At 60.5% G+C, this 17,228-nt stretch carries 16 protein-coding genes and 1 riboswitch; of the genes, 3 read left to right on the top strand and 13 right to left on the bottom strand.

Going from position 1 to position 17,228, the window contains the following annotated elements; genetic code table 11:
* Window positions 1-88: 88 nt before the first annotated feature.
* Window positions 89-799 carry a GntR family transcriptional regulator gene (locus ACQZ5N_RS04790; RefSeq protein WP_448732259.1) on the top strand — a complete coding sequence of 237 codons (711 nt, stop codon included), beginning with the start codon at window positions 89-91 and terminating at the stop codon, window positions 797-799.
* 48 nt (window positions 800-847) lie between these two features.
* Here the strand turns inward: ACQZ5N_RS04790 and ACQZ5N_RS04785 are convergent, their stop codons facing one another.
* Window positions 848-2,104: a D-amino acid dehydrogenase gene (locus tag ACQZ5N_RS04785; protein WP_065655608.1), complete on the bottom strand. Its 1,257-nt coding sequence runs from the start codon at window positions 2,102-2,104 to the stop codon at window positions 848-850.
* 7 nt (window positions 2,105-2,111) lie between these two features.
* Window positions 2,112-3,278, bottom strand: coding sequence for an alanine racemase (gene alr, locus ACQZ5N_RS04780; protein ID WP_448732258.1), 1,167 nt, complete (start codon window positions 3,276-3,278; stop codon window positions 2,112-2,114).
* Window positions 3,279-3,405: 127 nt separating this feature from the next.
* On the opposite strand from alr, the gene ACQZ5N_RS04775 reads away from it, so the two are divergent.
* Window positions 3,406-3,864: an Lrp/AsnC family transcriptional regulator gene (locus ACQZ5N_RS04775; RefSeq protein WP_003500727.1), complete on the top strand. Its 459-nt coding sequence runs from the start codon at window positions 3,406-3,408 to the stop codon at window positions 3,862-3,864.
* A 230-nt stretch (window positions 3,865-4,094) separates the two neighbouring features.
* Here ACQZ5N_RS04775 and thiD read toward each other — a convergent pair whose 3' ends face one another.
* From thiD to ACQZ5N_RS04750, 5 genes are read right to left on the bottom strand one after another with little or no spacing between them, the layout of a single operon-like run.
* Entirely contained in the window at window positions 4,095-4,892 is a 798-nt protein-coding gene (gene thiD, locus ACQZ5N_RS04770; protein WP_448732257.1) for a bifunctional hydroxymethylpyrimidine kinase/phosphomethylpyrimidine kinase, read from the bottom strand.
* Entirely contained in the window at window positions 4,889-5,551 is a 663-nt protein-coding gene (thiE, locus tag ACQZ5N_RS04765; protein WP_448732256.1) for a thiamine phosphate synthase, read from the bottom strand. Before thiE ends, thiD begins: the two co-directional genes overlap by 4 nt.
* A complete protein-coding gene (locus ACQZ5N_RS04760) occupies window positions 5,538-6,278 on the bottom strand; it encodes a hydroxyethylthiazole kinase (RefSeq protein WP_448732255.1) in 741 nt (246 codons plus the stop codon). Before ACQZ5N_RS04760 ends, thiE begins: the two co-directional genes overlap by 14 nt.
* Entirely contained in the window at window positions 6,275-7,225 is a 951-nt protein-coding gene (locus tag ACQZ5N_RS04755) for an ABC transporter substrate-binding protein (protein ID WP_448732254.1), read from the bottom strand. Before ACQZ5N_RS04755 ends, ACQZ5N_RS04760 begins: the two co-directional genes overlap by 4 nt.
* Window positions 7,222-8,007, bottom strand: a complete 786-nt coding sequence (locus tag ACQZ5N_RS04750; protein ID WP_448732253.1) for an ABC transporter permease — start codon at window positions 8,005-8,007, stop codon at window positions 7,222-7,224. The genes ACQZ5N_RS04755 and ACQZ5N_RS04750 overlap by 4 nt, the downstream gene beginning before the upstream one ends.
* A gap of 124 nt (window positions 8,008-8,131) precedes the next feature.
* Window positions 8,132-8,234, bottom strand: a riboswitch (TPP riboswitch).
* A gap of 219 nt (window positions 8,235-8,453) precedes the next feature.
* Between ACQZ5N_RS04750 and ACQZ5N_RS04745 the strand changes: the two genes are divergently transcribed.
* Window positions 8,454-9,743 carry a pilus assembly protein TadG-related protein gene (locus ACQZ5N_RS04745; RefSeq protein WP_196379055.1) on the top strand — a complete coding sequence of 430 codons (1,290 nt, stop codon included), beginning with the start codon at window positions 8,454-8,456 and terminating at the stop codon, window positions 9,741-9,743.
* 22 nt (window positions 9,744-9,765) lie between these two features.
* Here the strand turns inward: ACQZ5N_RS04745 and ACQZ5N_RS04740 are convergent, their stop codons facing one another.
* From ACQZ5N_RS04740 to ACQZ5N_RS04715, 6 genes are all read right to left on the bottom strand, one after another.
* Window positions 9,766-11,760 (bottom strand): alpha-glucosidase, encoded by a 1,995-nt coding sequence (locus ACQZ5N_RS04740; RefSeq protein ID WP_448732252.1) that lies wholly within the window; start codon window positions 11,758-11,760, stop codon window positions 9,766-9,768.
* A gap of 12 nt (window positions 11,761-11,772) precedes the next feature.
* On the bottom strand, window positions 11,773-12,627 hold the full coding sequence (locus ACQZ5N_RS04735; protein ID WP_003519886.1) for a carbohydrate ABC transporter permease: 855 nt from the start codon (window positions 12,625-12,627) through the stop codon (window positions 11,773-11,775).
* A 4-nt stretch (window positions 12,628-12,631) separates the two neighbouring features.
* Window positions 12,632-13,543, bottom strand: a complete 912-nt coding sequence (locus tag ACQZ5N_RS04730) for a carbohydrate ABC transporter permease (RefSeq protein ID WP_020810525.1) — start codon at window positions 13,541-13,543, stop codon at window positions 12,632-12,634.
* A 174-nt stretch (window positions 13,544-13,717) separates the two neighbouring features.
* Window positions 13,718-14,983, bottom strand: a complete 1,266-nt coding sequence (locus tag ACQZ5N_RS04725) for an ABC transporter substrate-binding protein (RefSeq protein WP_448732251.1) — start codon at window positions 14,981-14,983, stop codon at window positions 13,718-13,720.
* Between the two features lie 50 nt (window positions 14,984-15,033).
* Window positions 15,034-16,110, bottom strand: a complete 1,077-nt coding sequence (locus tag ACQZ5N_RS04720; protein WP_448732250.1) for an ABC transporter ATP-binding protein — start codon at window positions 16,108-16,110, stop codon at window positions 15,034-15,036.
* A 335-nt stretch (window positions 16,111-16,445) separates the two neighbouring features.
* Window positions 16,446-17,150, bottom strand: a complete 705-nt coding sequence (locus ACQZ5N_RS04715) for a GntR family transcriptional regulator (protein WP_448732249.1) — start codon at window positions 17,148-17,150, stop codon at window positions 16,446-16,448.
* Window positions 17,151-17,228: the final 78 nt, after the last annotated feature.

Raw genomic sequence — 17,228 nt, 5'->3', positions numbered from 1 at the left:
GAATTGTGGCAGACCGGCGGCGGCCCGCAATTCCTGTTTGCGCGCGACGCACTTCGCGCTAGAACTCAAGAACAAACAGGACGCACCGATGAGCCTTTCCCAGATAACCGTCAATTCCGACACCTCGCATGAAGACCGTGCCCAGGCCATTCGCGATACGCTGCGTGACGCCATTGTCGACCGGCGGCTGGCGCCAGGAACCAAACTGTCGGAATCGGAAGTGGGAACGCTGTTCGATGTCAGCCGCACGGTGGTGCGCGCCGCACTTCAGATGCTGGCCTATGAGGGGTTGGTGAAGGCCGAACGCAACCGGGGCGCCTTCGTCTCCAATCCCACGCCGGATGAAGCGCGGCAGGTGTTCGCGTCGCGCCGGCTGATCGAACCCGGCGTCGTGGATGCCGCAATCGAAAAAATCACGCCGGCGGCGGTGAAGCGGCTGCGTGAGCATCTGGTGCAGGAAAGCCGCCACCAGCATGAGCGCGGCCCGAGCGCCAGACGCGCGGAAATCAAGGCATCGGGCGATTTCCACCTGATGCTGGCCTCGCTTGCCGGCAACGCCATTCTGGAAAAATTCATGGACGAGCTGGTCGCCCGCTCGTCGCTGGTCATTGCGCTTTACGGCCGCTCGGGTGTTTCAAGCTGCGGCCACAACGATCACGCCGATCTCCTGGACGCGCTTGAGGTGAAAGATACGGCAAAGGCGCGTGCGCTGATGTTGCAGCATCTCGACCATATCGAGGCCGATCTCGACCTGCGCATGATGGAAGGTCTGGCGCTGAAGGATGCACTGGCGCTCTGATTGACCGCCATCCCCGTCCCGGGACGGGAATGGCGGGTTGATTGCGTGTCAGGCGGCGTAACGGCTGATCGCCAGATCGTGCGTGTCGATCTCCGGCTTGTTGCCGCTGATGAGATCGGCAAGCACCCGGGCGGAGCCGCAGGACATGGTCCAGCCAAGCGTGCCGTGGCCGGTGTTGAGATAAAGATTGCTGTAGCGGGTGGCGCCGATGACAGGCGTGCCGTCCGGCGTCATCGGGCGCAGGCCGCACCAGAATTTCGCCTGGGTCTGGTCGCCCGCGCCGCCGAACAGGTCTTCCACCGAGTGGGCCAGCGTTTCCTGGCGAGCGGCGGGCAAATCCTTGCTGAAACCGGCGATTTCCGCCATGCCGCCGGCGCGAATGCGTGAGCCGAGCCGGGTAATCGCCACCTTGAACGTCTCGTCCATGACCGTGGAAACGGGTGCGCGCTCCTCTTTCACGATCGGAACCGTAATGGAGTAACCCTTGACAGGGTAAACCGGCAGCGTAAGGCCAAGCTGGCGCACGAACTGCGGCGAATAGCTGCCGAGTGCCGCCACGAAAATATCGGCCTCCACCAGCCCACGGGTGGTCTCCACAGCCTTGACGCGTCCTGCCTCGACGATGGGGCGCATGATGCCGGTATCGTAAAGGAAGGTAACGCCCGCCTCTTCGGCCATACGGGCAAGTTCTGTCGTGAACATGAAGCAGTCGCCGGTTTCATCGCCGGGCAGGCGCAGGCCACCGACGATCTTCTCCTTCGAAGGGGAAAGACCGGGTTCGATGGCGGCGCAGCCGTCGCGGTCGAGAATCTCGAAAGGCACGCCGCCTGCCGTCAGCACGTCGACATCCTTGCCGATGGCATCGAACTGCTTCTGGGTGCGGAACACCTCCAGCGTGCCCTGCATGCGCTGGTCATATTCGATGCCGGTCTCTTCGCGAAGCGCCATCAGGCAATCGCGGCTATATTCGGCAACGCGCACCATGCGGCTCTTGTTGATGGCGTAACGCGCCGAGGTGCAGTTGCGCAGCATCTGGCTCATCCAGCGCCATGCGGCCGGATCTGCCGTCGGGCGGATGATGAGAGGCGCGTGTTTCATGAACAGCCATTTCATCGCCTTGACCGGAATACCGGGGGCGGCCCATGGCGACGAATAGCCGGGCGAAACCTCGCCGGCATTGGCGAAGCTGGTTTCGAGCGCTGCGGCCGGCTGGCGGTCGATCACCGTCACCTTGTGTCCGGCTTTGGCCAGATACCAGGCGGAGGTCACGCCGACGACGCCGGCTCCGAGGATAGTGACGTTCATGATCGTCTCACTTGTGATTGACTGATGTTGAAGCGGCTGCCGGGGTTTCTCCCGGCTGAATATAATTACGACGATAACGGCGTCCGAGGCCGGTCAGGATTTCGTAGGCGATCGTGCCCGCATCCTCGGCAATGTCTTCCAGCGTCTGGTCCGGACCGATCATCTGCACAAGACTGCCCTGGGTCAATGTTCCCTCGGGCAGGGCGGATATGTCGAGAATGATGCTGTCCATCGAAACGCGGCCCGCAATCGGCAGGCGCACGCCGTTATACCACGCCGCGCCGCGATTGCTGAGCGAACGCGGCAGGCCGTCAGCGTAACCGGCGGCGATGGTCGCCAGACGCGTGGGCCCGGCGGCTTCGAACGAGCCGCCGTAACCGACCAGCGAACCGGCGGGAACGGTGCGGGTCTGGATGACGGCCAGATCGAGGCGAACGACCGGCTTCATCGGGTTGGGGCGTGCAACGGAGGGTGCGCCACCATAAAGTGCGATGCCAGGGCGCAGCAGGTGGTTGTGGTAATCATTACCCAGAAAGATGCCGCCGGAATTCGAAAAGCAGACGGGCGCTTCAGGAAAGGCAATGGCGGCTTTGCGCATCACCGCAAGCTGCGCGGCATTGGCGGCATGGTCCGGTTCGTCGGCGCAGGCGAGGTGGCTCATGACGAAGGCGATGTCGATACCATCGAGCAATTGCGGCCGGAAGGCGAGGATTTCGAGCTCTTCGGGAGAGAGGCCGAGACGGCACATGCCGGTATCGATCTGCACGGCGGCGGTGAGCGTCTTGCCAAGCTTTTTGGCGTGGGCCGACCATTGGGCGATTTGCTCCAGCGAATTCAGAACCGGGGTGACGGCCATGGCGGCGCAGGAGGTCTCATTGCCGGGCTGAAGACCGTTAAGGACGAAAATCCGCGCTTCTGCCGAAAGCCGCAGTCGCAACGCCAAGGCTTCATCGATATGGGCAACGAAGAAATTGCGGCAACCCGCCTCGAACAGGACTTGTGAGACGATATCCGCGCCGAGACCATATGCATCGGCCTTGACGACCGCTGCTGTCTGCGATGCGGGCGCCATGGCGGCAAGGGTCAGATAATTGTCGCGCAATGCGCCGAGATCGACGGTTAAATGGCCGCTTGCACCACCGGCGGCCTGCTGGCGGCTGATCTGCATGTCCATGGTCGTTCACCCTCATTTTTATCCCATGAGGGTATTGCAACGATTGTCGAATTTCTTGGCGATTGTTCGAAGAAAATGCGATATAATTCGCAATTGCGCAATTTTCTTTTGCAAATTGGAATCTTCTATGTCGTCACTCGATGCGACCGACCGCCACATCATCCGCCTGCTTCGGCTCAATGCCCGCATCAGCAATGCGAAACTGGCAGCAGAAGTCGGGCTTTCCGCATCCGCCTGCCTTCGCCGGGTCGATATTCTCGAGCGGGAAGGGATTATCAGGGGATATACGGCGCTGACCAGCGGCCTTGCCGGCGGCGAGGTGATTTCGGTTATCGTGCAGATCACGCTCGATCGCCAGACGGAGGATTTTCTCAACCGTTTCGAAAATGCGGTGCGGCGATATCCGGAAATCCGCGAATGTTATCTGATGACGGGCGGTTCGGATTATTTCCTGCGCTGCGAGGCGGAAAGTGCTGGGGATTTCGAGCGGATTCACAAGGAGATTCTGTCGAAGCTGCCGGGGGTTTCGCGTATTCATTCGAGTTTTGCGATCCGGAATGTGTTGGCGACGCCGAAGGCGAGGTAGTCGCATTTTACGAGCGGCGGAATATGCGGCCACCCCCCTCTGTCCTGCCGGACATCTCCCCCTCAAGGGGGGAGATCGGATGGAGCGCCCGCTCGTCCCCCTCGTAGCCATCTTATCAATAAAGTGACGTTGCTGAATGTGGTGGGCAAGCCACTTGTCGATCTCCCCCCTTGAGGGGGAGATGTCCGGCAGGACAGAGGGGGGTAAACCCCACACTCAACGCATTGATGTCACCCCCACCACCGATAAAAATGATGCACCGGCCCCCGCCCGTGCCCCACTGCAAGCCCCCGCCCGGCATCGAGCGCCCCATTCAGATAGTCCTTCGCAAGCCCAACCGCCTCCCGCAACTCACAACCCTTTGCAAGATGAGCCGTAATCGCTGCCGCCAGTGTGCAGCCGGTGCCGTGGTCGTTCTTCGTCTTCACCCGTGGCGCGGAAAGCGTCTGCATAGCGCCATCCGCAAACAGATAGTCCGTGCTCTCCGGCCCATCGCCATGGCCGCCCTTGATGAGCACGGCTTTCGCGCCCGCCTTCAGGATCAGCTCCGCCTGGCGGGCGATCTCTGTCTCCGTCTTCGCCAGCGAAGTGCCGGTCAACAGCGCCGCTTCCGGCAGGTTCGGCGTGACGATGGTGGCGAGCGGCAGCAAGTCGCGCCGCAATGTCTCGATGGCGTCTTCATGCAGCAGCCTGTCACCGGAGGTCGCGACCATGACCGGGTCCAGCACCACCGGCTGCGATTGCCGCCGAAGCCGTTCCGCAATGGCGGCGATGGTTTCGATCCGCGAGACCATGCCGATCTTCACCGCATTGACGGCGAGATCGGAGAATACCGCATCCATCTGCGCGATAATGGTCGCGACCGAAATATCCTCCACCGCCGTCACGCCTTTGGTGTTCTGGGCGGTGATGGCGGTGATGACGCTGGCGGCATAGGCGCCAAGCGCGGAGAAGGTCTTGATGTCCGCCTGAATACCCGCGCCGCCGCCGCTGTCGGAGCCGGCAATGGTCAATGCAATTGATGTCATGGCTGTCTCGCTTTCAGCGTGGCGTCAATTGCGGCGCGGAAGCCCTTGGTCGCGCTGGCAATATCGCCCGCGCGGAAAATGGCGGAAATCACCGCGACACCATCCGCGCCGGCGGCAATGACGGGTGGCACGCGGGCAAGATCGATGCCGGCGATAGCGCCGACCGGCATATCCGGCTTCCACGCCTTCAGCAGGGCGCGCAGCGTGGTAAAACCGTCGATACCGACCGGCTTGTCCGGATTGACCTTCGAAACGGTTTCGAACACGCCGCCAATGCAGGCGTAGTCGACGGGCATCGAGGCCGCCCGTTCGGCATCGGGGCGGTTCTTGACGGTGAGGCCGATGATCGCCTTTTCGCCGAGAATGCGCCTTGCGGTTTTGGCGTCCATGTCGTCGGCGCCGAGATGCACCCCGTCTGCGCCCGAGGCGAGGGCCACATCCACCCGGTCGTTGATGACCAGCGGCACGCCGGTGCCGGCGATGGCCTCGTGAATGGCGCGGGCGTTTTCGATCATCTCGCGCGTCGAGCCGTGCTTGTCGCGATATTGCAGAATGGTCGCGCCGTTGAGTGCGGCGGCCAGAGCAAGCTCCGGCAGGGGCGCAACATCGCCAAGGCTCGCATCGACCAGCGCATTGAGGCGGTAATCAACCTTGTTCATGCTCTATCCTTGCGTGATTTGTGATGTCCTCACCGGAAATTTCGGAAAGCGCATCCAGAAACGCCGGTTCGAAGGTGCCGGGGCCTCTTGCGTGCTTGGCTGCGAGTTCGGCGGAAACGCCGGTGACGGCAAGGGCGGAGGCCGCCGCCGTCAGCGCGTCTTTTTCCACTGCCATGAAGGCGGCGATGACGCCGCCCGAAAGGCACCCCGTTCCCGTCACCTTCGCCATCCACGGATGACCGTTGACGATCCTGACGCTGCGGGTGGCATCGCGCAGATGATCGACCGGCCCGGTCTCAATCCGTACAGCATCCGGCACGTCACCGATCAAGCTCATTTCGGCGCGATTGCCACGCACGATCGTCGGGGAAAGTGCGATGAGTTCGCGCGCGAATTCCAGACGCGACGGCGAATAGTCGCAATGCACAGGGTCGACGATCCACGGCTTGCCGGATGCATTGGCGATTTCGATCGCCAGCCGGATAACCTTGCGCCGCTCGGCATCCAGCGTGCCGAGATTGACGGTCAGCGCATCCGCCTTCGTCACGAAGCTCTCGATTTCCTCGAGCGAGGTGGTCATGGAGGGAATTCCGCCGACGACGGTGATGCCGTCTGCGGTGAATTTCTGCACCACGGTGTTCATCAGGCAATGTACGCGCGGGCGCGTTTTGCGCACGCGCTCCAGAATCTCGGCGGCGATTGCCGCTGTCGGAAAAGTCGTGGTCATGGCTGCTGCAGCTCCACGGCGATGTCGTCCGCCGCCGGCGCCTGCTTGATCAGCTGCATTTCCTGCATGAAAGCGCCGAAACGGGCATAGCGCGCGCGGTCGAGTGCAGCCGGGCGCTTGGCGAAGCGCGGCAGCGTGTCGAAGAAGGCCTGCTTGTTCAGCGCATCGTCAAGGTTCGGATAGGCCTTGATGAAAAGCTGCCAGGATTCCTGAGGATGATTGGTAATGAAGATCGCGGCTTGCTCCACGGCGGAGAGGAAACGCGGCAGCCGGCTGTCCTTTGCGAGATCGCGGTGGGTGACGAAGATCAGCTCGTCATAGGCCGGCACGCCGTGTTCCTCCGGGAAGAAGGAGCGGCCTTCATGTCCCTCGAGCCTCATCTGCGTCAGCTCGAAATTGCGGAAGCCGCCAAGCGTCGCATCCACCTTGCCGGCGATCAGGGACGGCGAGAGAGAGAAATTGACGTTGATGAGTTCGACATCGTCCTTCGTCAGGCCGTCCTTTTCCAGCATGCGCTTCAGCATCGCATCCTCGAAGCCGGAAACGGAAAAGCCGACCTTCTTGCCCTTCAGGTCCTTCAGGCTCTTGATCGGCCCGTCGGCCAGAACGGTGACAGTGTTGAGCGGGGTTTCGACCAGTGTACCGAAACGCACGAGCGGCAGGCCGGCATCGTGATCGAGATAGAGGTTCGGCTGGTAATGCACGCCGATATCGGCCTGTTTGGCCGAGACGAGGCGCGGCACGGCGGAGGGGTCTGCGGGCGGAACCAGTTCCACCTCCAGCCCCACATCGGCAAACAGGCCGCGTTCCCTGGCGATCACCATCGGCGCATGATCGGGGTTCACGAACCACTCGAGCAACACGGTCAGCTTGTCTGCCGCATGCGATTGCATGGGTGAAAGCACGCTTGCTGCCGCGACGACGAGGGAAAGAAGAGTTCGTTTCATGGTGCCGAAAGTCTCCGTAAAGATCTGAAAGGAATGGTGTGTTCTGTTTCCTTGGCCCAGGGGGCCATATTGGCGGTCGCCCGGTCGACGATGAGCCGCAGCAGCACCGCCATGATGGCGAGAATGGCCATGGCGGCGAACATGGTGTCGGTCTGCATGCGGGCATTGGACTGGATCATCACAAACCCAAGCCCGGCCGATGCGCCCACCCATTCGCCGATGACGGCGCCGAGCGGGGCAAGTGGCGCCGCCACCCTCAAGCCCGAAATCAGCGATGGCAACGCCAGCGGCACACGCAACCGGGTGAGGACCTGCCAGTGGCTCGCCTCAGTCAGCGAGGCGGCGTCAAGGATGGCGCGATCGGTGCGGTTGAGGCCATCCGTGAAAGCGGAGGCAACGGGGAAGAAGATGATGATCGCCGTCATGACCACTTTCGAAGCCATGCCGAAACCGAACCAGAGGACGAGGATGGGGGCGAGCACGAAAACCGGAAAGGCCTGCAGCACCAGCACCATCGGCCAGACGAGGCGGCCGAGGCGCGGGATGGCGGCAATCGTGAAAGCGACGAGAATGCCGGCGGCGATGCCCGCCGCAAGCCCGAGCGCCATTTCACCAAGCGTTACCAGTGCCTGCCCGAACAGGAAGCCCGGCTGGCGCCAGAAAGCGCCGGCAACATCGGCGGGCGATGGCAGGATATAGCGGGGCGGCGAAAACAGCCACGTTCCCGCCTGCCAGAAAACCAGCAGAAGACCGACACCGTTCAGCGCATGGGTGGCACGCATGAGCCGGACCTCAGACGCAGACGCACCGTGTGCGAAGGGCGGAAGGTTTCAGCATCATCATTCGTCTCCAGATGTGACAATCTCGGAGATCAGGCAAAGCGGAGAAGAGAAAGGGCAGCGCCTCTTGGCGCGACAGTTCCGTTCCTACGCCGGCATGACCCGGATCAGGTTCAAGGGTCCGGCTCATCGCCATCTCAGCACCGTTCGGTGCTCCCCTCGGAAGAGTTTGTTTTGTAGGTCAAGTTTCATAAATGTCAACGTCCCGCCAGCGATCCGTCGTCAGGCGTGATCGTGAATGCCTGAACGGGTTTGCGCTGATGCGCATCTCCAATTGGCGTATTAGTTATTGAGGAAATTAGATTTATCGAAAATTAGTTATCTCTTGAAACTGCCTTTCAATATTATTCGGCTAACTTTCCCTCCGGGGAAAGGTTCCGGGGGCGAATTTGAAGAACATCTGGCAGGATAAATCGGGAAATTTCGGCATTCTCAGCGCCCTGTTGATGGTGCCGCTGATCGGGGCGGCCGGCGTGGCACTCGATGTGACGCATGGCATGGCTGTCAAATCGGACCTGCAGATGGCGGCGGATGCCGCGGCGCTTGCAGTGGTTGCCGATACGTCGTCGAGCGTTCACAAGGCAAAGGAAATGTCGGGCGACGGTGTCATTTCGCTTGGCACTGATGAAGCCTCCGCATTTTTTGAAAGCAATGAGCGGGCCAATCCCGATTATAAGCTCCTGTCTCTTGATGTGTCGGTGATCAAACACGGTAACGCCATCGAATCCTCGGTCAGCTTCAAGGCATCGGTCGGCACGACGCTTTCACGGATACTCGGAGAGGATCTCATCACCGTTTCGGGCAAGGCGACCGCCAAATACGAGACGGAAACATTCAGCGACTTCTATGTCCTGCTGGATAACACCCCTTCGATGGGCGTTGGCGCGACGCCGACCGACGTTGCTACCATGGTTGCCAATACGAGCGACAAATGTGCTTTCGCCTGTCACATCGTGAAAAACGGGGTGGTCGATACAAACAGCTATTACTACAAAGCCAAAAGCCTCGGGGTCACTACACGCATCAATGTGGTGGCGCAGGCTACGGCAAGCCTGATGGATACGGCAAAGTCCACGCGGAAAAGCAGCAATCAATATCGCATGGCTGTCTATACCTTCGGAGAGAAGGCGGAAGATACGAAGCTGCTCGAAGTCGTTCCCCTGACCTCGGATCTGGCGACCGCGAAGAAAAAAGCGGGCGAAATCGATCTGATGTCCATTCCTTATCAGGGTTATAATAACGACCAGCAGACCGATTTCGACCGGGCGCTGACCCAGATTGGAGACAGGATCGGCTCTTCGGGCACCGGTGCGAGTTCGGCGAGCCCGGAGAAGATCGTTTTCTTCGTGTCAGATGGCGTCGGCGACAGCTACAAGCCATCCTCCTGTACCAAAAAAACGACCAGCGGCCGCTGTCAGGAACCGATCGATATCAAATATTGCACGAAGCTGAAGGAAAAGGGTTTTCGCATCGCCGTGCTTTATACCACCTATCTGCCGCTGCCGACCAATGGCTGGTACAATAGCTGGATCGCGCCCTTTCAGCCGGAAATCGGCGCACGTATGCAGCAATGCGCTTCGCCGGGCCTGTTCTTCGAAGTCAGCCCGTCGCAGGGCATCAGCGATGCGATGACCGCCCTTTTCAAAAAGGCCATCACATCACCCCGCCTGACGGGGTGATGGCAGGGACGAACCCACTAGTTCAGCCGATGGTGCGAAGCTGTTCAAACAGCGAACGATGGCTGCTATCGGCACGATAGAACACCGCCGGCTCGCCGAGCGGCGCTTCGACGGTGACGTCCTGTCCGCCGGGATAATGCGCGCCGCTCCACAGGTGCACCCATTCACCGTCGCCCGGAAGATAGAGCGAGCGTTGCGTTTCGCCCGCTTTCCAGACGGGTGCGACAAGCATGTCCGCGCCGTAGAGATAGCAGTCCTGAATGGTATAGGTCTGCCAGTCATTCTCGTAGTGCAGGAAGAGCGGACGCTGCACCGGCAGGCCCGTCCTGGCCGCTTCCGCCGAGAGCGATTTCAGATAGGGGGCCAGCGCGACATAGATGGATGTCATGCGGGCGAAATGGGCAAGAACCGCCTCATCCTGATCGATCTGGAGATTGTCGCGCGGCCGGTTGCCCTCATGGGTACGCATGACCGGCGTGAAAGCGGCCATCTCCGTCCAGCGCATGATGAGCTCTGCGGTTCTGACATTGCCGAACAGGCTGGTGTAACCGCCAATATCGGAATGGTGATAGGCATTGCCCATGAGGCCGGAGGAGAGCGCCCCGCAGATGACGGTGACCAGACCGTCGTGACGGGAGAAGTCGACAGACTGGTCGCCGCCCCAGATGAGCGGGCAATGGGCCTGCACACCGGTGAAGCCGGCGCGCATGAAGAACAGCGCTTCGCCGGTCTTGCCGCGACTTTCGACGGCCTTGGCGTTGACCTCGGCCCAGAGCGTTGGCCAGGCATTGTGCATCAGCTTGGCGTCGACGCCATTGGAAAGCGTGATGTCGATCGGTAGATATTCGCCGAAATCTGCCATCCAGCCGGAAACGCCGAAATCGAGCATGTTCCTGCCGATGATCTCTTCGGCAAACCAGTCGGCCGCAGCCGGATTGGTGAAATCGACCACGCCGCAATCGAACTCGCCGAAATCCACCAGCGCCGTCTTACCCTCGGCGTCGGTGGCGAAATAACCGGCTTCTTCGGCAACCGGAAAGAGCGGGCCATCGACGCAGAGGTAGGGGTTCACATAACCCAGGAAGCGGATGCCCTGATCGGCAAGCTCGGCGATCTTCTGGCGCAGATGCGGATAACGCGTATCATTCGCCTGCCAGTCCCAGAACAGGCGCGCGCCGAAGGATGTCTGGCGCAGACCCACCCAGTCTTCGCACCAGAGGCCTGAAACCCTGGTGCCTGCCGCACGGATTTTCTCCAGCCGCGCAAAGGAGTTGACGCCGTCCTTTAACCCGATGATCGCGCCGCCATAGATCCATTCCGGCAGTTCCGGCTGGCGTCCGAACCGCAGCGACAGGGCGGAAACGATGTCGGTGAAATGATCGCCGGCGAAGAATTCGATCTTTTCGGGGATGGCCCAGATTTCGATCTCATGGAAATCGCCGTTGCGGAAATCGAAGACCGAATAGGCGCTTGTCTCCACATGGAGGGCGTATCTGCGCGACGACAGGTAAGTCGGCTGCGGGTAGTTGGTGTTGTAGTAATCACCACCCGCCTTGCCGCTCACATCGGCCTTGAAGGTGATCTCCGAGGTCTTGTCGCGGCCGACGCCGGGTTCAGAAGTCCAGAGCGGGAAACGCCGGCCGCGCATGTCGAAATAGGACATCTGCTCGCCGCCGCCCCAGACGTGCTCGCCCGTTTCCGCAACGATGCGCAGCCACAGGCGGTTGATGGTTTCATCCAGCGCCGTCAGCCTGATGGCGTTGCCGTCCAGCGTCAGGCGCAGGCGTGGAGCCTGTCCGGGTGCCGAGGAAAGCGTAACGCTGTCGCCATTCAACTCGGCGTGGCGCAGTGCGGTTCGCTCGATGACATAGTCTTCGATATCGAAATTGCCGCGATACATGTCCATCCGCTCCTTGCCGAAACCGGCGAAGAAGGCCGGGTTTTCGGGGGAATGGGAAAGGATGGTGCGGCCGCCGATGGCGAGTGCGAAGCCGTCTTTGGTCTTTTCGAAATGCATGACTGTACCTGTTTAGCCCTTGAGACCGCCGGCGGTGAGGCCGGAGACAACCCGTTCCTGAAAGATGACGATCAGGATGGCGACCGGCACGATACCTACCACCAGCGCCGCCGAAATGACCGGCCAGGGGAAGGCGAATTCACCCTGATAAAGCTGGATGCCAACGGGAAGCGTGCGGAGCGCCGGATTGGAATTGAAGGACAGCGCCAGCAGGAACTCATCCCAGGCATTCACGAAGGCAAGGATGCCGGCGGTGAAGACGCCCGGCGCGCAGAGCGGCACGACGACCTTGAACAGCGCGCCGATGCGGGTGCAGCCGTCGATCATGGCGGCGTTTTCGAGATCGCGCGGAATGCTTTCGAAGAAGGAGACCAGCATCAGCGTGCAGACCGGCAGCGAAAGCACCGTGTAGGGCAGGATCAGCGCCGTCCAGCTGTTGAGCAGGTTCAAGGCGCGCATGATTTCGAACAGCGGCACCAGAAGCGTGACAAGGGGGAAGGTGGAGACGGCGATGATGAGCGAAAGGATCAGCGCGCGATATTTGAGGTTCAGCCGCGCCAGCGCGTAAGCCGCCAGCACCGAAATCAGGATGGTGAGCGCGGTCGAAAGCAGCGCCACCATGAAGCTGTTGAACAGGAAGAGATGCAGCGGCTGGTCGGAAAAGGCCTGCATGTAATTGGCCAGCGTCGGCGCGTGCGGAAACCAGGTGATCGGCTTGACCGTCAGTTCCGCTTCGGTCTTCAGCGAGGTGAAAAGGATCCAGATCGCCGGAAACAGGCCGTTGACCAGAAGAATGGAGGCCGCGATGAAGCGCAGCGGCTTGCCGGAAAAGAAGGAGGACAGACCGGAATTCGCAACGGTGCTCATGGGATCAGTCCTTCGTCCTGATGATGCGGAGATAAACGGCAGTAACGCACATGGAGAGGGCAAACATCATGACCGCCAAGGCCGAACCGTAACCGAGATCGAGGAAGGAAACGGTGTTCTGGTGGATATACATGGCAAGCGTCGTGGTGGATGTGCCGGGGCCGCCGCCGGTCATCATGTAAGGAATATCAAAAGTCTGCAGCGCCGTGATCGTGCGGAAGATGAGGGCGACGACAATCGAGGGTTTGAGAAGCGGCAGGGTGATTTCGAAGAACTGCCGGATTTTGCCGGCGCCATCCACATCCGCCGCCTCGTAGAGCGAACGCGGAATGGTCTGCAGGCCGGCGAGGATCATCAGCGCCATGAAGGAGGATGTCTTCCAGATGATCGTCAGGCAGATGGCCGCAAAAGCCCAGTTCGGTGAATTGAACCAGATGATGCCTTCGAATCCGAAACGGTTCAGCACATCGTTGACGACGCCATATTCGTAATGGAAGAACCATGCGAAGATGAGACCGGCGAAAGACAACGGCAGCGCCCATGGGATCAGCAGCGAAAGCCGCATCGGCCACTGCATGGAAAAAGGCAGGTTGGCGAGCAGCGCGAGGCCAAGGCCCATGATGAGCGCGCCGGGCACGGTGATCAGCGTGATCAGCACCGTATTCCAGGTCGTTTCCCAGAAGATCGGGTCGTCGAACATCGCCGTATAGTTTTCAAAGCCGATGAATTCCGCCGGCAGGCCGGATGTCAGCGACAGGCTGAAAAACGAGGTGTAGACGAGCCGCGCCACCGGATAGACGATGATGAGCGACAGCAGGATCGCCGCCGGTGCCAGCAGAAGCACGGCCAGCGGCCGGTCGCCGAGATCGAGCCACCGCGTCCAGCGCGGCTGCGGTTTCTCGTCCACCCGAACCATGGTTCTTTCCGGCATTGTCACGTCTGCCACTCCCGCAACTGGATTCACGTCGTCGTCTCCCGATCGGACCGGTTCTTATCCGGCCCGTTTATCGCGCCCTTCAGGCGGCTTTATTCCTGTCAGTCGAAGCGGCCGGAAAGGGCATGGCAGGCATGCCGCTTTCCGGCCCAAAGCTTAGCGCAGAACGCGCCGCAGACGGCTTTCCATCTGCTTTGCGCCATCCTCCGGCGTCATGACGCCGGCAAGCACGCCGTTGACGGTGGTGCGGATCGTCTCGCTGACCTCGTTGTAACGCGGCGTCACGGGGCGGGCCTTGGCGGTCTCGACGACGGGCAGGGCATCCGCGAACCACGGGATCGCCTTGGTCACATCCGCATCCTTGTAGAGAGCGGCATAGGTCGGCAGCAGCGTGGCATTGATGGCCATGAACTTCGAAACATCCTGACCGGAGAGATATTCCACAAGCTTCTTGGCTTCCTCCTGCTGCTTGGAATAGGCCGAAACACCGAATTCCCAGCCGCCGAGGCAGGTCGTCTGCTCGCCGCCCTTGACGGCCGGCAGGCGGGCGACGCCAACCTTGTCATTCACCTGCGATTCCTTGCCCTGGAAATGAGTCCAGGCGTAGGACCAGTTGACGGCGAAGAGCACCTTGCCGGCTTGGAATTCCTTGCGGGTGTCGTCGGTCGCCACTTCGGAAATATTCTTCTTGGAAATGCCTTCATCGACAAAGCTCTTCCAGAGCTTCAGCGAATCCACGGCTGCCTGATTATCGAAGTTCAGCTTGCCGTTTTCGACCAGCGACTTGCCTTCGCTCCAATAGGGCAGGAGGAAGGTGCAGACCGCGCCTTCGATCGCCTTGCCCTGGAAGGACAGGCCCTGAAGCTCGGGATTCTTTTCGCCTTCCATCACCTTCTTGGAGGCTTCCTTCAGCTCGTCCCAGGTGGTTGGCGGCTTGATGCCGTATTTGTCGAGCAGGTCCTTGCGGTAATAAAGGAACATGGAATCGGCAAAGGCAGGCAGCGCCACGATCTTGCCGTCCACGGTGTTGGCTTCCGCATAGGTCGGCAGATAGGCGGACATGTCCTTGCCGGAAAAATCGCTGGTCCAGCCAGCCGTGGCGAATTGCGCCGGGCGGATGACGTCGAGCATCAGCACGTCAAGGCTCGAATCCTTGGCCGACATCACTGTGTTGAGATATTGCGCCTGCATTTCCGAGGTGTTGCCGCCGGTCTCGATGACCACCTTCACACCCGGCGTCTTGGCCTCATATTGATCCAGCGCCTTGCGCCAGACATCGGGCTGATGCTGGCTGGAAACGAAGATCTTCAGTTCGGCATCGGCAAAGGCCTGTCCCGAAAAGGCGAGCATGGTTGCGCAGAGCGTTGCACCCATGAGGGCTTTGCCCCGGATAGATTTGCCCCCGATAGCTTTGAATGTCATGTGTTCCTCCCGTTATTAAATACTTGGCCGCAGCGTTTCTCGCCCGGCAATCAGTGGATCGAGCGTTCCGTTGCTGCATCGAAAAGATGGACCTTGGACGGATCGACGCCGATCTTCAGTTCCTCATTCGGCGCAGGCCGCAGATGCGGCGGCATGCGTGCGGTCAGCGCCGCATCGCCAAGGCTGAAATGGACGAGCGTGTCCGAGCCCAGCGGTTCCACCACCTGCACCTTGACCGCAAGCTGCGTGTCGAAGCCCTCGACGGGGCCGAAATGTTCCGGACGAATGCCGACGATGACTTCACGCCCGTCGAGCCCCGTTTCGCGGGATGACCGGATTGCGGCCATCGGCAAGGAATTGCCGTCAGAAAATGCCAGCCGGTCGCCGCTCACCTTTGCGCGGGCGAAATTCATCGCCGGAGCGCCGACGAAACCGCCGACGAAGACGCTTTCCGGACGGTTATAGACCTCGTCCGGCGTGCCGACCTGCTCGATATCGCCGCCGCGCAGGATGACGATACGGTCCGCCAGCGTCATGGCCTCCACCTGATCGTGGGTAACGTAGATGATGGTCGTGCCGAGCTGCTGGTGCAGCCGCTTGATTTCCGTGCGCACCTGCCCGCGCAGCTTGGCGTCGAGGTTGGAAAGCGGTTCGTCGAACAGAAACACCTGCGGGCGGCGCACGATGGCGCGGCCCATCGCCACGCGCTGGCGCTGGCCGCCGGAAAGCTGGCCGGGCCGACGGTCGAGCAGGTGCTCGATGCCGAGCATCTTCGCCGCTTCATCGATGCTGGCATTGGCCTGCGAGGCGTTGACCCCGCGCACCTTCAGGCTGAAACCCATGTTCTCACGCACCGTCTTGTGCGGATAAAGCGCATAGTCCTGAAACACCATGGCGATGTCACGCTCGCGCGGCGGCAGCCGGTTGACGACGCGGTCGCCGATCTTCACTTCGCCGCCGGTAATGCTCTCCAGCCCCGCGACCATGCGCAGCGTTGTCGATTTGCCGCAGCCGGAAGGGCCGACGAACACGACGAATTCGCCATCGTTGATTTCAAGGTCTATGCCCTTGACGATGCGAAGCGCACCGTAACTCTTGTCCAGCTTGCGCAGGCTGACCGAAGCCATATTTTCCTCCTCACGACCGGCGCGTCCAGAATTCGGATGGACGCCATTGCCGGTATCAACCTTCAAGTTCCACGCATCGCATCGTCGAAAATCGATCCCGATTGTCTGGCGATATCGTGGGATGGCGAAACGCCTGTCTCCCTGAGGACGTGATATTACCTTTCAAAAAAAGGAAATCAATAGTGTATCAATTTTATTTCTGACAGAAATCAAAAACTATTAAGTCATTGATTTAAAGAAATATAGTCGCAAAACTGCCCGCAGGACAGGCCGCTGCTTGCTTGCCTCCCGTCAAATTTCTCCATTCATCTGCATCACGCGAATTTTGCGCAGTCTCAACGTATGCGAGAAACGTATCGGGCAACGCTATGGTCGAACCAGGTCCATGAAACTTCGGCCACCGCACCATCTTGCGCCTGGCTGAGACGCAACACCCGCGGCACCAGCGCGCCTGATTTCTGACCGAAGACCTCGGGTGTCCATTCGGGTACTTCGCCGAGATCGATGCGATCCTCCGCCTTCAATATCCAGAGGTTGAGGCGGGTGCGGTAATAGAGATAGAGGGATTCCGACATGTTCTCGATGGCGATGGTGTCGACGTAAGAACCGTCCAGCCAGATTTCTTCGATGGCCGCCGGTTTGCCGGCAATGCGCCGCAGGCGGCGAATCCTGTGCCCTTCGGCCGATGTGCCGAAGGCGGGCAGGTCGGCGGGCTTGGCAAGACGCGCCACATCCAGAACCTCCGCCGTCGGCAGGCCGCCGCCCTCGATCAGTTCAAGCCGGAAGAAGGCGTAGACGCTTTGCGGATCGCTTACGGCGCGAATGTAATTACCTGAGCCCTGCACCCGCTCCAGAAGGCCGCGCTCCTGCAATTCGGCGAGCGACTTGCGAAGCGTGCCGACGGCGATGCCGAGATCGGCCGCCATGTCGCGCTCCGGCGCGAGCTTCTCGCCATCGATCAGCCGGCCCGCCGCCACCTCGCGCACCAGCATCTCCGCGATCTGCATATACATTGGCAGGCTGCCGCCAGTGTGTTTCATATGCCGTTTCCTCCCCCGAAACAAAAATTGATACATCATTGATTTACATATTTCTTGATGTTATGCAAGAAAAACGAG

Source organism: Agrobacterium sp. 22-221-1, assembly GCF_053522445.1.
The sequence above is the reverse complement of the archived record's forward strand: the minus strand, read 5'-3'. Positions and strand labels throughout refer to the sequence as shown.

Bases quoted from the DNA above. Each gene is read 5' to 3' on its own strand.
- thiD (WP_448732257.1), bottom strand. From the start codon at position 4,892: ATGACATCAATTGCATTGACCATTGCCGGCTCCGACAGCGGCGGCGGC.
- ACQZ5N_RS04775 (WP_003500727.1), top strand. From the start codon at position 3,406: ATGTCGTCACTCGATGCGACCGACCGCCACATCATCCGCCTGCTTCGG.
- thiE (WP_448732256.1), bottom strand. From the start codon at position 5,551: ATGAACAAGGTTGATTACCGCCTCAATGCGCTGGTCGATGCGAGCCTT.
- ACQZ5N_RS04730 (WP_020810525.1), bottom strand. From the start codon at position 13,543: ATGGTTCGGGTGGACGAGAAACCGCAGCCGCGCTGGACGCGGTGGCTC.
- ACQZ5N_RS04755 (WP_448732254.1), bottom strand. From the start codon at position 7,225: ATGAAACGAACTCTTCTTTCCCTCGTCGTCGCGGCAGCAAGCGTGCTT.
- alr (WP_448732258.1), bottom strand. From the start codon at position 3,278: ATGGACATGCAGATCAGCCGCCAGCAGGCCGCCGGTGGTGCAAGCGGC.
- ACQZ5N_RS04750 (WP_448732253.1), bottom strand. From the start codon at position 8,007: ATGCGTGCCACCCATGCGCTGAACGGTGTCGGTCTTCTGCTGGTTTTC.
- ACQZ5N_RS04735 (WP_003519886.1), bottom strand. From the start codon at position 12,627: ATGAGCACCGTTGCGAATTCCGGTCTGTCCTCCTTCTTTTCCGGCAAG.
- ACQZ5N_RS04720 (WP_448732250.1), bottom strand. From the start codon at position 16,110: ATGGCTTCGGTCAGCCTGCGCAAGCTGGACAAGAGTTACGGTGCGCTT.
- ACQZ5N_RS04790 (WP_448732259.1), top strand. From the start codon at position 89: ATGAGCCTTTCCCAGATAACCGTCAATTCCGACACCTCGCATGAAGAC.
- ACQZ5N_RS04760 (WP_448732255.1), bottom strand. From the start codon at position 6,278: ATGACCACGACTTTTCCGACAGCGGCAATCGCCGCCGAGATTCTGGAG.
- ACQZ5N_RS04740 (WP_448732252.1), bottom strand. From the start codon at position 11,760: ATGCATTTCGAAAAGACCAAAGACGGCTTCGCACTCGCCATCGGCGGC.
- ACQZ5N_RS04725 (WP_448732251.1), bottom strand. From the start codon at position 14,983: ATGACATTCAAAGCTATCGGGGGCAAATCTATCCGGGGCAAAGCCCTC.
- ACQZ5N_RS04785 (WP_065655608.1), bottom strand. From the start codon at position 2,104: ATGAACGTCACTATCCTCGGAGCCGGCGTCGTCGGCGTGACCTCCGCC.
- ACQZ5N_RS04715 (WP_448732249.1), bottom strand. From the start codon at position 17,150: ATGAAACACACTGGCGGCAGCCTGCCAATGTATATGCAGATCGCGGAG.